This is a genomic window from Prauserella alba (assembly GCF_024171735.1).
GTDB lineage: Bacteria > Actinomycetota > Actinomycetes > Mycobacteriales > Pseudonocardiaceae > Prauserella > Prauserella alba.
Genome location: NZ_JAMTCH010000003.1, coordinates 803,710 through 818,956 on the forward strand (window position 1 = coordinate 803,710; position 15,247 = coordinate 818,956).

The 15,247-nt window shown below is 71.4% G+C and carries 14 protein-coding genes and 1 riboswitch; of the genes, 9 read left to right on the top strand and 5 right to left on the bottom strand.

What is annotated here, in order from left to right; translation table 11 throughout:
* Positions 1 to 69 precede the first annotated feature (69 nt).
* Positions 70 to 1,248, top strand: coding sequence for a helix-hairpin-helix domain-containing protein (locus tag LY12_RS03585; protein WP_253853220.1), 1,179 nt, complete (start codon positions 70 to 72; stop codon positions 1,246 to 1,248).
* Entirely contained in the window at positions 1,245 to 3,752 is a 2,508-nt protein-coding gene (locus tag LY12_RS03590; RefSeq protein WP_253853221.1) for a ComEC/Rec2 family competence protein, read from the top strand. Before LY12_RS03585 ends, LY12_RS03590 begins: the two co-directional genes overlap by 4 nt.
* Positions 3,753 to 3,792: 40 nt before the next feature.
* On the opposite strand, the gene thrC is transcribed toward LY12_RS03590, so the two are convergent.
* Entirely contained in the window at positions 3,793 to 5,055 is a 1,263-nt protein-coding gene (gene thrC / locus LY12_RS03595) for a threonine synthase (RefSeq protein WP_253853222.1), read from the bottom strand.
* Positions 5,056 to 5,068: 13 nt separating this feature from the next.
* A riboswitch (SAM riboswitch) is annotated at positions 5,069 to 5,201 on the bottom strand.
* Positions 5,202 to 5,290: 89 nt separating this feature from the next.
* Here thrC and holA point away from each other — a divergent pair.
* Positions 5,291 to 6,295, top strand: coding sequence for a DNA polymerase III subunit delta (holA, locus tag LY12_RS03600; protein WP_301302116.1), 1,005 nt, complete (start codon positions 5,291 to 5,293; stop codon positions 6,293 to 6,295).
* A 286-nt stretch (positions 6,296 to 6,581) separates the two neighbouring features.
* On the opposite strand, the gene rpsT is transcribed toward holA, so the two are convergent.
* Entirely contained in the window at positions 6,582 to 6,842 is a 261-nt protein-coding gene (gene rpsT, locus LY12_RS03605; RefSeq protein ID WP_253853224.1) for a 30S ribosomal protein S20, read from the bottom strand.
* A gap of 386 nt (positions 6,843 to 7,228) precedes the next feature.
* On the opposite strand from rpsT, the gene LY12_RS03610 reads away from it, so the two are divergent.
* The 3 genes from LY12_RS03610 (at position 7,229) to lepA (ending at position 10,575) form a co-directional block, all read left to right on the top strand.
* A complete protein-coding gene (locus LY12_RS03610) occupies positions 7,229 to 8,155 on the top strand; it encodes an EamA family transporter (protein ID WP_253853225.1) in 927 nt (308 codons plus the stop codon).
* Positions 8,156 to 8,185: 30 nt separating this feature from the next.
* Positions 8,186 to 8,572 carry a VOC family protein gene (locus LY12_RS03615; protein WP_253853226.1) on the top strand — a complete coding sequence of 129 codons (387 nt, stop codon included), beginning with the start codon at positions 8,186 to 8,188 and terminating at the stop codon, positions 8,570 to 8,572.
* A 137-nt stretch (positions 8,573 to 8,709) separates the two neighbouring features.
* A complete protein-coding gene (lepA, locus tag LY12_RS03620; protein ID WP_253853227.1) occupies positions 8,710 to 10,575 on the top strand; it encodes a translation elongation factor 4 in 1,866 nt (621 codons plus the stop codon).
* A 169-nt stretch (positions 10,576 to 10,744) separates the two neighbouring features.
* On the opposite strand, the gene LY12_RS03625 is transcribed toward lepA, so the two are convergent.
* On the bottom strand, positions 10,745 to 10,957 hold the full coding sequence (locus tag LY12_RS03625; protein WP_253853228.1) for a hypothetical protein: 213 nt from the start codon (positions 10,955 to 10,957) through the stop codon (positions 10,745 to 10,747).
* Positions 10,958 to 11,210: 253 nt separating this feature from the next.
* Here LY12_RS03625 and LY12_RS03630 point away from each other — a divergent pair, with 253 nt between their 5' ends.
* Positions 11,211 to 12,263 carry an NAD(P)H-dependent flavin oxidoreductase gene (locus LY12_RS03630; protein ID WP_253853229.1) on the top strand — a complete coding sequence of 351 codons (1,053 nt, stop codon included), beginning with the start codon at positions 11,211 to 11,213 and terminating at the stop codon, positions 12,261 to 12,263.
* A gap of 99 nt (positions 12,264 to 12,362) precedes the next feature.
* Here the strand turns inward: LY12_RS03630 and LY12_RS03635 are convergent, their stop codons facing one another.
* Both LY12_RS03635 and LY12_RS03640 read right to left on the bottom strand, forming a co-directional pair.
* On the bottom strand, positions 12,363 to 13,475 hold the full coding sequence (locus tag LY12_RS03635; protein ID WP_253853230.1) for an alpha/beta fold hydrolase: 1,113 nt from the start codon (positions 13,473 to 13,475) through the stop codon (positions 12,363 to 12,365).
* Between the two features lie 111 nt (positions 13,476 to 13,586).
* Complete coding sequence (locus LY12_RS03640) at positions 13,587 to 14,552, bottom strand: quinone oxidoreductase family protein (RefSeq protein ID WP_253853231.1); 966 nt, start codon at positions 14,550 to 14,552, stop codon at positions 13,587 to 13,589.
* A gap of 31 nt (positions 14,553 to 14,583) precedes the next feature.
* On the opposite strand from LY12_RS03640, the gene LY12_RS03645 reads away from it, so the two are divergent.
* Both LY12_RS03645 and LY12_RS03650 read left to right on the top strand, forming a co-directional pair.
* The gene (locus tag LY12_RS03645; protein ID WP_253853233.1) at positions 14,584 to 14,814 is read left to right on the top strand and encodes a hypothetical protein; all 231 of its coding nucleotides are present in this window, start codon (positions 14,584 to 14,586) and stop codon (positions 14,812 to 14,814) included.
* A gap of 10 nt (positions 14,815 to 14,824) precedes the next feature.
* The gene (locus LY12_RS03650) at positions 14,825 to 15,247 is read left to right on the top strand and encodes a guanyl-specific ribonuclease (RefSeq protein ID WP_253853235.1); all 423 of its coding nucleotides are present in this window, start codon (positions 14,825 to 14,827) and stop codon (positions 15,245 to 15,247) included.

Here is a 15,247-nt window from a genome sequence, read left to right on the forward strand (position 1 = left end):
GCCCCGGTTGTCCACAGAACGCGGTTTTCCCTCTGCCGCCCCGGCCGTCGTCTTCCTAATGTCGAGCGTGTGTTCGACGAAACAGCGCAGGTCCAGGTCGGTCGTTCCGCCACGACGGCCTCCCGGGGACCGCAACGACGACTGGCGGATCTGGCCGCCATGGCGCCTCTGGACGAGGATCTCGGCACGCCGCCGGTGGCGGGGGCGGCGGACCGCCGGCCCGCGGATGATCCCCGGACCGGGCGCAGCGGCGCGGCCTTCGGGCACGTGCCCGATGCCCTGCCGGAGACCGGGCGGTCCGGCTCCGGTGGCGACGACAGCCCCGCGCCACCGGATGAGACGCCCGAACGTCCGGACCCGGCGACCGGGCGGGATCCGGGGGCCATGTGGCCGGATGGTGCGGCAGCGTCCGGCTGCGCGGCGCCTCGATCGGCGGTCGGGGAGACCGGACCACCGGACGAACCCGGCGGACCGCGGAACGTGAACTCGGTGCCGGCGGCGCTGCGCGGCCGGGCAGGACGCCTCGTCGAACGATGGGTCCCCGCCGGCCTGGCGGGAACCGGTCGCCGACCGTCACGGCGGGTGCTCGTGGCCGTGGCCGCGGGTGTGGTGATCGCGCTCGGACTGGCCGGGTTCGTGCTCGCCGACGAACCCGCCGCGGAGACGCCACCACCGCTGCCCGCGGCCAACGAGGTGTCCGCGTCGGAAGCGTCACGCCCTGGCCCCGCGACTCCGTCCTCGGCGGCCCCCTCGACGTCCGGCCTCCCGGCGTCGCCGGGAGCACAGGGAGGCCGGCCGGAACGGCTGGTCGTCAGCGTGGTCGGCAAAGTGCGCCGACCGGGCCTCGTGCGGCTGCGCCCCGGGGCGCGCGTCGCCGATGCGATCGAGTCCGCGGGCGGCGCACCACGGCGGGCCGACCTGCTGTCGGTCAACCTGGCCCGCGAACTCGGCGACGGCGAGCAGATCTACGTCGGTGTTCCGGTGCCGCCGGGCGTGCGGACCGGGGCCGCCGGAGGCGGCGATGCCTCGGCGACCGGCGGTGAGACCGGTGACCAGCCCGTTCCGCTGAACTCGGCCGACCGGGAGGCGTTGGAGAGCCTGCCCGGGGTCGGTGAGGTCACCGCGCAGCGGATCCTCGAATGGCGTGACGAGCACGGCGGCTTCACCGCGGTGGAACAACTCCGGGAAGTCGACGGGATCGGTGAGAAGCGCTTCGCCGAGCTGCGCGACGCGGTGAGCATCGCATGACGCTCACCGCCGGCATCGGTGCCGCGTCCGAGGTCACCGCGGATCCGGCGACCCGGCCCCACCGGGACATGCGCTTGGTGCCTGCGGCGCTCGCAGTGTGGGGCGGTGCGCTCGCGGGGCTCCAGTGGGGCTGGCAGGCGGCGGTCACGGCCGGTGGTGCCGCCGTCATCGGCGGCGGCCTCGTCGCAGTACGCGCGCGGCGCCGCGGATCGCCGAGAGTGGTCGCGTCAGCCGTGGTTCTGGGCTGTTGCGGAGTGCTGGTGCTGCTGCCGGTCGGCCTCCGGATCCACGACGCGGGCGCGCACCCGCTCCGTGCGGTGGCAGCCGACGGCGGTGACGTGCGGATGCGCACCGAGGTGCGGGAGCGGCCGCGTCCCTTGCGGGACGACGGTTACGGCGGTAGGCGTGGCGGGGTCCGGTCGGTGCTGGTTCCCGTGAACGTCGTGAGCGTCCGTGCCGGAGACGAGGGCACGGCCGGCCATGCGGCCCGAACCGGGCGGGGTGGCGACGGCGGCTTCCTCTCGACGGGACGCGTACTGCTCATCGCCCCGGCAGGCGAGTGGGCCGGGCTCCTGCCGGGCCAGCACCTCAGTGCTACGGCTTCGTTGGCCCCCGCCCGTCCCGGGGATCTGACCGTGGCCGTGGGATACGTGCGCGGTCCGCCGGAGCGGGTCGCGGCTGCCCCGGCATGGCAGCGTGCCGCCGACGTCGTGCGCAGCGCGCTGCGGGACGTCTCCGGTGTGCTTGCCGACGACGAGGCAGGCCTGCTGCCCGGGCTCGTCGTCGGCGACACCGGTGGCCAGTCCACGCGCGTGGAAGAGGAGTTCCTCGATGCCGGACTGTCCCATCTCACAGCGGTCAGCGGTTCGAACGTCGCCATCGTGTGCGGCGCGGTGCTCCTGCTCGCCCGAGCCGTACGGTGCGGCCCTCGCGCCTCGGCGGCTGCGGCCGGGGTCGCGCTGGCCGGTTTCGTGGTGCTCGTCGGCTACGAACCGAGCGTGTTGCGCGCCGCGGTCATGGGCGCTCTGGGACTGGCCGCCCTCGTGCTCGGCCGGCGTCGCTCCGTGGTGCCGGCACTGGCGGTGGCGGTCTGCGGACTGATACTCGTCGATCCGGCGATGGCCACGAGCATGGGCTTCGCGTTGTCGGTGGTCGCGACCGGTGGTCTGATCTTCCTGGCGCCCCGGTGGGCGGCTGCACTCGCCGCGCGGCGCGTACCGCCGGGGGCGGCGGAGGCGCTCGCCGTGCCCGTGGCCGCCTTCGTTGCCACCGCACCGGTCATCGCCGGCATGGCGGGCGAGATCAGCATCGTGTCGGTCGCCGCGAATCTGCTCGCCGCGCCGGTGGTCGCGCCGGTCACCGTGCTCGGCGTGGCGGCGGCCGGGCTGGCCGTGCCCTTGCCGGCCGCGGCGGAGGTCCTCGTGCACCTGGCCGGGCCCGGCGTGAGTTGGCTCGTGATCGTCGCGCGGGAGGCGGCTGCCGTCCCCGGCGCGGTCGTGTCCTGGCCCGCCGGGTGGTGGGGCGGGATCGCCGCCGCAGGCGTCGCCGTCGGTGCCGTCGCGGCGCTGCGGTACCGGAAAGCGCGCGTCGCCGTCGCGATCGGGGTGACGGCAGCACTCGTGGTGACGGTACCGCCGCGGCTCCTGCAGGTCGGGTGGCCGCCGGCGGGCTGGACGGTCGTGGCGTGCGACGTCGGCCAGGGTGACGGGATCGTGCTGGCCACCGGTACGCCCGGCCGGGCCGTCGTCGTCGACGTCGGGCCCGACGCCAGGGCGATCGACCGCTGCCTCGACCGGCTGGACGTCGAACGAGTGCCGTTGGTCGTACTGAGCCACCTCCACGCCGACCACGTCGGGGGGCTGTCGGCGGTGTTCGACGGCCGAGTCGTCGGAGCGGTCGGGGTGGGGCAGGGCCGGACGCCGTCGTGGGCGTGGCAGGCGGTCCTGGAGGAGGCACGCGCGAACCGGGTGCCGGTCGTCGAGCTCACGGTCGGCGAGCAGACGCGCTGGGACGAGCTGACCTTGGACGTGCTCGGTCCGCATTACGTCGCACCGGCGGCGCGTGAGGAGACGGGCGACGGGCGGACGGAGCACACGGAGTCGAGTGCGGACGGCACGGCGATCAACGATGCGTCGGTGGTGGTGCGTGCCTCGACCCCTGCCGGGCGGGTGTTGCTGACCGGGGACATCGAGCTGGCCGCGCAGAACGACCTGCTGGCCCGCGGTGTCGATGTGGAGGCGGAGATCCTGAAGGTTCCGCACCACGGCAGCAGGCACACCCACCACGAGTTCCTGACGGCGGTGCGTGCGCGGGTAGCGCTGGTCAGCGTGGGTGCCGACAACACCCACGGTCATCCGAACGACGAGATCGTGCGCGCCCTTCGCGGCGAGGGCGCGCTGATCGCCCGCACCGACGAGGGAGGTGACATCGCGGTCGTGCCGGGTCCCGAGGACGACAGGGCGGGCGGCCCCCACGTCGTGCGACGGGGCCCTGACCGGCGTTGATCGCCGGCCAGGGCCCCGTGTGCGGACGTGCGTGTGCGGCTCAGCCGCCGAGGACCTCGTTCACGGCGGCCGCCGACGGCGCGACCGTCGCCTTCGGGCCGATCTTGTCCTCGACCGCGTCGAGGGTCTTGAGGCCGTCGCCGGTGATCAGCAGGACGGTCTCGGCGTCCGGGTCGATCTTGCCGGCTTCGATGAGCTTCTTCGCCGTCGCCACGGTCACGCCGCCCGCGGTCTCGGTGAAAATGCCCTCGGTGCGGGCGAGTAGCCGGATGCCCTCGACCACCTCGTCGTCGGTGACGTCCTCGATAGCTCCACCGGTGCGGTTCACGGTGTCGAGTACGTACGGGCCGTCGGCCGGGTTACCGATCGCCAGCGAGCGGGCGATCGTGTCGGGCTTGACCGGCTGGACCACGTCGTGACCGTGACGGAACGCCGTCGAGACGGGCGAGCAGCCGCTGGCCTGGGCACCGAAGATGGTGTACGGCGAGTCCTCGACGAGGCCGAGCTGCGCCAGTTCCTTGAAACCCTTGTCGACCTTGGTCAGCTGAGAACCGGAGGCGATCGGCACCACGATCTGTTCGGGCAGCCGCCAGCCGAGCTGCTCGGCGACCTCGAAGCCGAGTGTCTTCGAACCCTCGGAGTAGTACGGCCGCACGTTGACGTTCACGAACGCCCACGACTCGTGCTCGCCGGCCAGCTCCGTGGCGAGGCGATTGACGTCGTCGTAGTTGCCGTCGACCGCGAGCAGCGCGCCGTCGTACACCGCGGTCGTGAGGATCTTCGCGCGCTCGAGCGACGACGGGACGAGCACAACCGACTGCCAGCCCGCGCGGGCGGCCGCTGCCGCCACGGCGTTGGCCAGATTGCCCGTCGACGGGCAGGCGAGCGTGTCGAAGCCGAACTCACGTGCGGCCGCGAGCGCCACGGCGACCACGCGGTCCTTGAACGAGTGTGTCGGGTTGCCGGTGTCGTCCTTCACCCAGAGACGCTTCACGCCGAGCGCCTTCGCCAGGTTGTCGGCCCGCACCAGCCGCGTACAGCCAGGCTCGGTGTTCGGGATCTGTTCGACGTTGGACGGAACGGGCAGCAGCTTCTTGTAGCGCCAGATGTTGCGGGGCCCGGCCTCGATGTCCTCCCGGCGGACCCGGCCGAAGTCGTAGCCGACCTCGAGCGGCGAGAAGTCCTCAGCGGAGACGAACTCCGGGGCGAGCGGCTGGCGGTGCCCCTCTTCCTTCGACACCAGTTCGACGGCCGGACCGAGGTCCACGGTGCTGGTGGTGGAGGGGGTCAGGGCTGCGGTCATCGCGAGGTTCCTTTCCTCATCTGCCCCGCTGGCACGGGTCGGAATTAGCACCGTTGTCGTCAGCTACCTCGCGGAATCGAGATGACAGGCTGACGCCGGTTGCCGGGGCTTCTACGGGCCGTTCCCTCTGCCCCTCTTGATGAGCGGTATTCGGTTGTCCGCCGTATGCCTGCGCGGCGTGTGTGGAGACCACCTTAGGGCATGGCGATCAGTCCCGGCCATGCCGCTGCAATCCATGTCACCGTGGCAGGATCTGGGTGTGACCGCGTCCTCCGCCACGTCCGCGCCCCTGCACCTCGTGCTGGGCGACGAAGAACTGCTCGTAGACCGGGCCGTGCACGCCGCCGTCGGTGCGGCCAGGGCCGTGGACGAGACGGCCGAACTCACGCGGACGAAGGTGTCCGACCTCACGCCACCGGAACTGGCCGAACTCGTCAGCCCGTCGCTGTTCAGCGAGGGCCGGGTGATCGTGCTCGAACAGGCGCAGGACATCGGGCAGGAACTCGCCGACGCCGTACTGACCTATCTGAAGGACCCTGCCGACGGTGTGACACTCGTCGTGGTGCATTCCGGGGGAGGCCGGAGCAAGGCCGCCAAATCGCTGCCGACTGCACTGAAGAAGGCCGGCGCCGAGGTCACCGAATGTGCGAAGGTCACCAAGCCCGCCGAGCGGGAGGCGTTCGTGCGGGCGGAGGTCAAACGGGCAGGTGGCCGGATCGATGCGGCCGGCGTGTCCGCTCTGGTCGACGCCGTCGGCTCGGATCTGCGGGAACTGTCGTCGGCGGCGACCCAGCTCGTCGCCGACTCGGGAGGCAAGGTCGACGAGGAGGCCGTCCGCCGGTATCACCGCGGCAAGGCCGACGTCACCGGATTCCTGGTCGCCGAGAAGGCCGTCGGCGGGGACCGGGCCGCGGCGCTGGAGACTCTCCGGTGGGCACAGCAGATCGGCGTGCCACACGTGCTCATCGCCGATGCGCTCGCCGACGCGGTGCGCACGGTCGCCCGAGTGTCGGCCGCCGGCAGGGGAAATCCGAATCAGCTGGCTGGTGAACTCGGCATGCCGCCGTGGAAGATCCGCAAGGCACAGGGACAGACCCGCGGCTGGAACGCGGCAGGGCTCGCCGAGGCCATGCGCACGGTCGCGCGGGTGAACGCCGAGGTCAAAGGCGCGGCGGCCGACCCGGATTACGCGCTGGAACGCGCCGTGCTCGACGTCGTCGGTGCGAAGCAGAACCGCTGAGCCGGGCCGGCCGCCGCACCGCGAGGCGTCGGGCCGACAGCATCACGGCCGGAGCCGACCAGCCTGGCGACGGCGTCGGTGCGAACCGGGCGGGTAGCGCCGGGATTCGGGCGCATCGCCGTCGCCGGAGGCGAGACACGCGGTGCCGTGATACGAGGCCGTGGACGTTGCCCCGGAAACCGCAACACGGGCCCCGGAAACCGCAACACGGGCACGGGGCCGCGTATGACGAAGCCCCCGGTCTCGCGAGGAAACCGGGGGCTTCGCCGAATCGACGAGTGGAAGCTCAGAGCTTGTTCACGCGCTGGGCCATGGCCGACTTCTTGTTCGCGGCCTGGTTCTTGTGGATGACGCCCTTGCTGGCGGCCTTGTCCAGCTGACGGCCTGCGGCGCGCAGCTGCTCGACGGCCCTGTCCTTGTCGCCGGCGTCGGCGGCCTCGCGGAACTTGCGGATCGAGGTCTTCACCGCGGACTTGACCGACTGGTTGCGCTGACGGCGCTTCTCGTTCGTCTGGATGCGCTTCATCTGGGACTTGATGTTGGCCACGAGGTGACTCCTTCACGTTCGGCCGTGTCCTACGGCGGTTCGACCGCTGCCGCGCTCGTCTCGGCGCCGGCTGAGCCGGGTTTCCTCCCTGGCGGAATGCCGCACGGCAGCGGTGGAACAGCTTATCAGCGGCGGTCGGCGCCCCTGCTCGCGGAGGGTGCGTACCGGGTGCACCGGTATCGCGAGCGGCGGTACGCTGCCACCGACAGTGCCTAGGGTTCCGCCGCGTCCCGTTCGTTCCCGCGGGAACGACACCGACAACGAGGGCAGCGCGGGTCCGGTCCGAGCGGCACCCGTGTGCGGGACGGGCCGCACACGACATATGACGGGACAAAAGCCTGGAGTAGCCGGCCTGCCGTGGCCGCGGCGGGCCAGGAAGGCTGCCCGTGTCCCTCACCGCGCTCGTTCTCGTTCTGCTGGCCGCCGCCGTCCACGCCGCCTGGAACCTCGTGGCCACTCGCGTGCCCGGCGGGGCTCGCTTCGTCTTCTGCTACTACACGGTCTCGGCGGTGGTGCTGCTGCCGTTCGGGGTTGCGCACCTCGTCGTGAGCGGTGACCAACCCCGCTGGACCTGGCTGCTGGCGGCCGTGGTCACGGCCGTGGCGCACGTGGCCTACGGCGTGGTGCTGCAGCGCGGCTACACCGTCGGCGACCTGTCCGTCGTGTACCCGCTCGCGCGGGGGTGCGGTCCGCTGCTGTCCGTGCTGGTGGCCGTGGCGCTGCTGCGCGAGCGGCCCGGCTGGCCCGGGCTCGTCGGTGCCGGCCTCGTGGTCGTCGGGGTCCTGGTGATCAGCGCGCCCCGCGCGGTGCGCACTCCCGGCCGCAGGCGCGCGGGGGCCGGCTACGGGATGCTCACCGGCGTGACCATCGCGGCGTACACGCTGTGGGACGCCTATTCCGTCGATGAACTCGGCGTCCCGCCGGTTGTCTACCTCGCAGCCGGGACAGTGCTGCAGAGCCTGCTGCTGGCGCCCTACGCGCTGCGCCGCAGCAGGTCGGAAGGCAACGGGTTCGAGGGCACCGGGTTCGACGGCCGTGGGTCCGGGGTTCGTGCCGAAGGGCCGACTCACGAGCTCTGGCGGGAGCACCGCCGGTCCGTGGTGCTCGTGGGGCTCCTCTCCCCGGTCGCGTACCTGCTTGTGCTGTTCGCGATGCGGCTGGCCCCGGTCAGCCTGGTGGCGCCACTGCGCGAGGTCAGCATCGTGCTGGCCGGCCTGGCGGGATGGCTGATTCTGGGCGAACCGCACGGCCGCAGGAGATTGGCCGGTTCACTGGTGGTGCTGGCGGGAATCACGGCGATCGCGCTGGCGTGAGCGTCCGGTGCCGTGTGAGATCCTGCCGCCATGGACGTGCTGAACAGCCGCATCCTGCTGCACCCGCGTGACCCGGAGGTCACCACCGCCTTCTACCGGGACACTCTCGGATTGGCGATCTACCGTGAGTTCCCCGGGGGAACGGTGTTCTTCGTCGGCGGCGGACTGCTGGAGATCGTCGGCCGCGCGAGCGCAGGGCCGAGCGAGGCGATGGCGTTGTGGCTGCAGGTCCGCGACCTGCCGGCCGAGCTGGCGACCCTGCGGGAGCGGGGCGTGGAGCCCGAGCGTGACGCCCGGCGCGAGCCGTGGGGGCTCGACGAGGCATGGCTCCGGGACCCGGACGGGGTGCGGATCGTGCTGGTGCAGGTCCCTTCGGACCATCCGTTGCGGACCGACGTCCGGCCCGCCTCGGACTGACACCCGCCGCCGCACGGCCCCGGTTCGGTGCCGCCGTGCGGTGCTGACCTCGTCGGACGTCCGGCCTCCGGGGGAACCTCACGGGCGGCGGCATGGGACCATGGCTGTGGCCGTCCACGAGCGATCCGAGGAAACGAGTGACAAAGAACCGCCCGTCCGCCGAGAAGACGTTCACGCCGCCGGAGTTCATCCGCAACTTCTGCATCATCGCCCACATCGACCACGGCAAGTCGACGTTGGCCGACCGGATGCTGCAGCTCACCGGCGTGATCGAGCAGCGGGCCATGCGCGACCAGTACCTCGACCGCATGGACATCGAGCGGGAGCGCGGCATCACGATCAAGGCGCAGAACGTGCGGCTGCCGTGGCGCGCCGACGGCCAGGACCACGTCATGCACCTCATCGACACCCCGGGGCACGTCGACTTCACCTACGAAGTCTCCCGTGCGCTGGAGGCGTGCGAGGGCGCCATCCTGCTCGTGGACGCGGCCCAGGGCATCGAGGCGCAGACGCTGGCCAACCTGTACCTCGCGCTCGAGAACGACCTGCAGATCATCCCGGTGCTGAACAAGATCGATCTGCCGGCGGCCGAGCCGGAGAAGTACGCCGCCGAGCTGGCGCACATCATCGGCTGCGAGCCCTCGGACGTGCTGAAGGTGTCGGCGAAGACCGGCGACGGCGTCGAGGCACTGCTCGACGAGGTCGTGCGGCAGGTCCCACCTCCGGAGGGCGATGCGGACGCCCCGGCACGCGCGATGATCTTCGACTCGGTGTACGACACCTACCGCGGCGTCGTGACCTACATCCGGGTCGTCGACGGCAAGATCACGCCGCGCGAGAAGATCCGCATGATGTCGACCGGCGCGACGCACGAGCTGCTCGAGGTCGGCGTCATCTCGCCCGACCCGAAGCCGTCCGAAGGGCTCGGTGTCGGCGAGGTCGGCTACCTCATCACCGGTGTGAAGGACGTGCGGCAGTCGAAGGTCGGCGACACCGTCACGTCGGAACGGCGCGGGGCGGAGCAGCCGCTGGCCGGGTACCGCGAACCGCAGCCGATGGTGTTCTCCGGACTCTACCCGGTCGACGGTTCGGACTACCCGGTGCTGCGCGACGCGCTCGACAAGCTGCGGCTCAACGACGCCGCGTTGTCCTACGAGCCCGAGACGTCGGTCGCGCTGGGCTTCGGTTTCCGGTGCGGCTTCCTCGGTCTGTTGCACCTCGAGATCACGCGTGCCCGGCTGGAGCGCGAATTCGGCCTGAACCTGATCGCCACGGCGCCGAACGTCGTCTACGACGTCTTCCTCGACGACGGCACCGAGCACGTCGTCACGAACCCGTCGGACTGGCCGACCGAGGGCAAGATCGCCGAGACCCACGAGCCGATCAGCAAGGTGACGATCATCGCCCCGTCGGAGTTCGTGGGCGCGATCATGGAGCTGTGCCAGGGCAAGCGCGGCACGATGCTCGGCATGGACTACCTGTCGGAGGACCGGGTCGAGCTGCGGTACCAGCTGCCGCTCGCCGAGATCATCTTCGACTTCTTCGACTCGCTCAAGTCCCGTACGCGTGGCTATGCCTCGCTCGACTACGAGGAGGCGGGCGAGCAGACGGCCGAACTGGTCAAAGTGGACATTCTGTTGCAGGGTGAGGCCGTCGACGCGTTCTCGGCGATCGTGCACAAGGACTTCGCCTACAGCTACGGCAACAAGATGACCAAGCGGTTGCGCGAGCTGATCCCGCGGCAGCAGTTCGAGGTGCCGATCCAGGCCGCCGTCGGGTCCCGCATCATCGCGCGCGAGACGATCCGGGCGATCCGCAAGGACGTGCTCGCCAAGTGCTACGGCGGTGACATCTCGCGGAAGCGCAAGCTGCTGGAGAAGCAGAAGGAAGGCAAGAAGAAGATGAAGACCGTCGGCCGCGTGGAAGTGCCGCAGGAGGCGTTCGTCGCCGCCCTGTCCGCGGACGACGGGGAGAGCAGCGACAAGGGCAAGGGCAAGAAGTAACAGCCGACCGTCGCGATCGGACTGTCCGATCGCGACACTCGTGCTCGTGCCCGTGCCCGTGCCCGTGCCCGTGCCCGTGCCCGTGGTCCCGAGTCCCGACAGTCCGCTCGTGGTAGCCGAAGGCCGCGCGGTCCCCGGGATCGCGCGGCCTTCGTGGTCCGGGGCGGAATCAGCTCACGCCGAGCACCACGGCCAGAGCCTCGACCAGCGAGGCGGACGTGGCGGCGACCGTCTCGTCGAGGTACTCGGCGATCGGCGTCAGCTCCGCCGCCGCGGCCGTGCCGCCGAGTACCGCCACCATCGGGACGGTGAGCGCACTCACGGCGAGGCCGCGCGTGGTCCAGCGCTTCGCGGCGGACGGGGTCTGCTGCTTCTCGGTCATATGTCCTCTTCCTCTCGGATGGTGCGCGAAGGCGTCTCGCGCATGACCGGGAGCCTGAACTGCTCCGACCGGCCCACTCAAGGTTCGGCGGACAGGATTAGCAGGGCCGAAACGAGGTGTAGCTCGCCCGGGTGACGGCGGGTCATGGCGGTGTTACGTCACCGGCTGATATGTCACGCGCTCGCGATACGGCGTCGGTGGCACGTCGATGCCGCATCGAATCCCGGCAACGTCCGTTCGTACGATGAGGGGCATGTTCGAGTCCTTGCGCGTCCCGGTGATCGCGGCGCCGATGGCCGGCGGTCCGTCCACGCCGGAGTTGGTCACCTCGGTCGTGCGGGCGGGTGGCTTCGGGTTCCTCGCCGGAGGCTACCTCACGGCCGCCACGCTGGCCGATCAGATCCACAAGACTCGCGAGCTGGCGGGGGAGACGTTCGGGGTGAACCTGTTCGTCCCCGGCGTGCGATCGCTGGTCGACGTGACCTCGTACGCCGACCGGTTGCGCGGCGAGGCCGACCGTTACGGTGTCGCGCCGGGTGCGGGCCGGTGGGACGACGACGGCTACGCGGCGAAGCTGGACCTCGTCGTCGAGCAGCGGGTACCGGTGGTGTCGTTCACCTTCGGCACGCCGTTGGCCGCAGACATCGAGCGGCTCCATGAGGCGGATGTGACGGTCGTGGTGACCGTGACGACCCCGGCCGAGGCGCGTGAGGCCGCCACGGCGGGCGCCGATGCGCTGTGTGTTCAGGGGTTCGAGGCGGGTGGCCACCGCGCGGTGTTCACCGACGACGCGAGCAGCGACAGCGGCGGGCCGCTGTTCGGCCTGCTGGCGGCGCTGCGTCTCATCGGCGCGGAGACCGACCTGCCGCTCGTGGCCGCGGGCGGCCTCGTGCACGGCGCGGACGTCGCCGCCACGCTGGCGGCGGGTGCGGTCGCCGCGCAGCTCGGCACCGCCTTCCTGCGGGCCGACGAGGCGGGTACGAACGGCACCTATCGCGCGGCCCTCGATGCGGGCGGGCGGCAGACGGCGATCACGCGTGCGTTCAGCGGCAGGCCCGCGCGGGGCTTGGAGAACCGGTTCCTGCGGGAGAACTCGGCGGCCGCACCGGCGGCCTATCCGCAGCTGAACAACATCACCAAGCCGGTGCGGGCCGCGGCGACGGCTGCGGGTGACCCGGAGGCGGTGTCGCTGTGGGCGGGGCAGACCTACCCGCTGACCGAGTCGCGCCCGGCGGAGCGGATCGTCGCGCGGCTGGCCGAACAGGCCCGGGACGCGGTGTCGGCGGCCGCCCGCAGGTTCGGCTGAGGCCGGTCCCTTCGCGGCTGTGACGGCCACGTGCCGGCCGAGTGCTCGGCGGGCCCGGCCGCGCCGGATCGCGGCTGAGCGTCGGTCCACCGCTGCGGGTCAGCCCACCGCGCCGGACAGTGGCCGGCTGCGGGCGCTCCGGTTCGCGCTCCTGGGGAGTTCGGACAGGGCGCTGCCCGCGAAGTAGTGCAGTGCCTGCGTCAGGCCGTGCGGATCGTCGAGCTGTGGGCAGTGTCCCCAGTCCTGGCGGACGAGCAGCCTGCTGTGCGGCACGAGCGAATGCAACCGCTCACCGGAGTCGGCGTTGACGAGCCGGTCGCGTCCGCAGGTCACCACGAGCAGCGGCAGCGCGATGCGGTCGAGCTCGTAGGCGTCGTCGAGTTCGGTGACCAGCCGGGCCGCTTGGTTCAGACGCTCGCCGGTGGACTTGAAGTCCGGGAACAACTCGACGAACCGTTCGACGTGCTCGGCCGCCGCGTTGGCCGAGTCGGCGTAGAGCAGCCGTGGCACGACCTGTTCGGCGACGCTCCGCACCAGGAACCGGGGAACGGGCAGGGGAAGCGAGGTGGCGAGCCGGGCGAGGGGGTTGCGTGCCACGCCCCGGACGAGCCACGAGTCGGACAGTCCGGGCGCCGCGATCGAGGCGACGCCCGCGAGCGGCAGGGACGGGTTCTGCGCGGCCCGCAGTGCCATCGTGCCGCCGAGCGAATTGCCGGCCAGTACGACACCGCCCAGCGCGGACTGGTCCGCTGCGACGGCGGCGGTGAACACGTCGAGCTGCGGCAGTATGGCGCCGGACCGCAGGGCGGAGGCCTCGCCGGAGCCGGGGAGGTCGACGGCGACCGCGGCCACGCCGGCGCGCGCCAGCTCGGTCAGCACCGGACGCCAGGTGTCGGCGCTGTCGCAGTAGCCGTGCAGCAGCACCAGTCGGGGCGTGCGGGCGCGGCGTTCGTCGGATCGCCGGCGGAACCGCCGTCCCGCGGGGCGTTCCACGGGCCGGGGGCCCGCCTCGAGGACGCGGGTCGAGAAGCCGCCGAACCGCCGGTACGAGGTGCGGATCTCGACATCGTGCTCGGGGCCCGCGCCGGGGTGACCGGAGCGGGCCGCGGTATCCGGAGGTTCCAGGGAGTCCGGAGCGTCGGACGGCTCCGGAGTCCCTGGAACCCCGGCTGCTGCCGGGGAGCCTGATGCCTCCCGCCGGGATGCGATCATGGAACCAGGCTAAACACAGAAGGCTGGTTCAGGCTCCGTAACAAAGGTCACGAAGCGATATCGTAACGCTGCGTGTTCGGAATTATCCCTGGTCAGCGGTGTTTTCGCAGATCAGCGGGTGAAGACGATCTTCCCGGAGGTCCTGCCTTCCAGCATGTCCTCGAAGCCCTTCCCGGCCTCGGTCAGCGGCAGCTCGGCGCCGATCTGCGGACGAATGCCCGCCAGCTCGGTGTAGGTGAGCAGATCCGCCAGCTCGTCGCGGGTTCCCATGGTCGAACCGGCCACGCGCAGCTGCAGGAAGAACAGCCGTTGCAGTTCGGCGCTCGCGTCCGGGCCGCTCGTCGAACCGGACACGACGATGATCCCGCCCGGCTTCAGCGACTTCATCGAGTGCGACCAGGTGGCCTTGCCCACCGTCTCGAACACGCCGTCCACGCGCTCGGGCAGACGGGCGCCCGATTCGAACGTCTGGTGCGCCCCGAGCTGCTCGGCCAGGGCGCGCTTGTCCTCACTACGGCCGGTGACCCACACGCGCAGGCCCGCCGCGCGGCCGAGCTGCACCAGCGCGGTCGACACCCCGCCGGAGGCACCCTGCACCAGCATGGTCTGGCCGGGGCGCAGGCCGGACTTGACGAACAGCATGCGGTAGGCGGTGAGCCAGGCGGTGCCCATCGTGGCCGCCTCCGACATGGACAGCCCGCGGGGCTTGGGAACGACGTTGCGCGCGGGCACCACGACCGAGTCGGCGAACGTGCCCTGGTGCTTCTCGGTCAGCAGGGTGCGCTTGGGGTCGAGGGTGTCGTCCCCCTGCCACGACTCGTCGTTGACGACCGAGTGGATGACCACCTCGGTGCCGTCGTCGAGCACGCCCGCACCGTCGCAGCCGAGGATCATGGGGAACTGCTCGCTCTTGATCCCGACACCGCGCAGCGTCCAGATGTCGTGCATGTTCAGACTTGCGGCCTTGACATTCACCTTGACCCAGCCTGCGGGGACCTCCGGGTCGGGGCGCTCTCCCACGACGAGGGAGGCGAGCGGGTCGTCGGCGTTGGCTTCGTTGGCATAGACGGCGAACATGGCGCCAACGTACCTGCAGTAGGCTCACGTTGTGTTCGACGGAGTTGCCCGCTGGTGGGACGGGTTCGAGCTCTGGCTCGCGCAGCAGTGGTTCCCGTTGCAGTTCGTGCTGGTCGCGGCCGTGCTGCTGCCGATCTGCGCCGCGGCGACGTGGCTGCTCCGCCGTGGTGTGGACTTCGCCATGACCCTCGCAGACCGCCTGCGGCGCGCGCGTCCGGACGAGCAGGCGGAGCGGCCCGCAGACGGCCGCCGGCGTTCCTAGGGAGGCGCGCGTGTTCTCGCGCAGGCGTATCAGTGTGGCGTTGGCCGGGCTCATCCTGCTCGCTCTCGGCGGCTGGCTCGTGGGCGAACTCACCGGGGGAGGCGGCGCGTCGGGCGGAGGCGGTAGCCTGCCGGGCGCGGAATCCGGTCTCGAGGTGGTGGCGCTGGCCGACCTGCCCCCGGAGGCCGAACAGACGTGGGAGCTCGTCGAACGAGGTGGCCCCTTCCCGTACCCCGAGCGGGACGGCACCGTCTTCGGCAACCGGGAAGGGCTGTTGCCCGACGAACCCCACGGCTACTACCACGAGTACACGGTGGACACGCCCGGTAGCTCCGACCGGGGTGCTCGGCGGCTCGTCACCGGCAGCGAGGACGAGCTGTACTACACCGGAGACCATTACGCATCGTTCGTCGTCGTCGATACCCGGACCTGA

Excerpts from the sequence above, each read along its gene's own strand:
- LY12_RS03590 (WP_253853221.1), top strand. The coding sequence starts at position 1,245 with ATGACGCTCACCGCCGGCATCGGTGCCGCGTCCGAGGTCACCGCGGAT.
- thrC (WP_253853222.1), bottom strand. The coding sequence starts at position 5,055 with ATGACCGCAGCCCTGACCCCCTCCACCACCAGCACCGTGGACCTCGGT.
- holA (WP_301302116.1), top strand. The coding sequence starts at position 5,291 with ATGTCACCGTGGCAGGATCTGGGTGTGACCGCGTCCTCCGCCACGTCC.
- LY12_RS03615 (WP_253853226.1), top strand. The coding sequence starts at position 8,186 with ATGGACGTGCTGAACAGCCGCATCCTGCTGCACCCGCGTGACCCGGAG.
- LY12_RS03625 (WP_253853228.1), bottom strand. The coding sequence starts at position 10,957 with ATGACCGAGAAGCAGCAGACCCCGTCCGCCGCGAAGCGCTGGACCACG.
- LY12_RS03630 (WP_253853229.1), top strand. The coding sequence starts at position 11,211 with ATGTTCGAGTCCTTGCGCGTCCCGGTGATCGCGGCGCCGATGGCCGGC.
- LY12_RS03635 (WP_253853230.1), bottom strand. The coding sequence starts at position 13,475 with ATGATCGCATCCCGGCGGGAGGCATCAGGCTCCCCGGCAGCAGCCGGG.
- LY12_RS03640 (WP_253853231.1), bottom strand. The coding sequence starts at position 14,552 with ATGTTCGCCGTCTATGCCAACGAAGCCAACGCCGACGACCCGCTCGCC.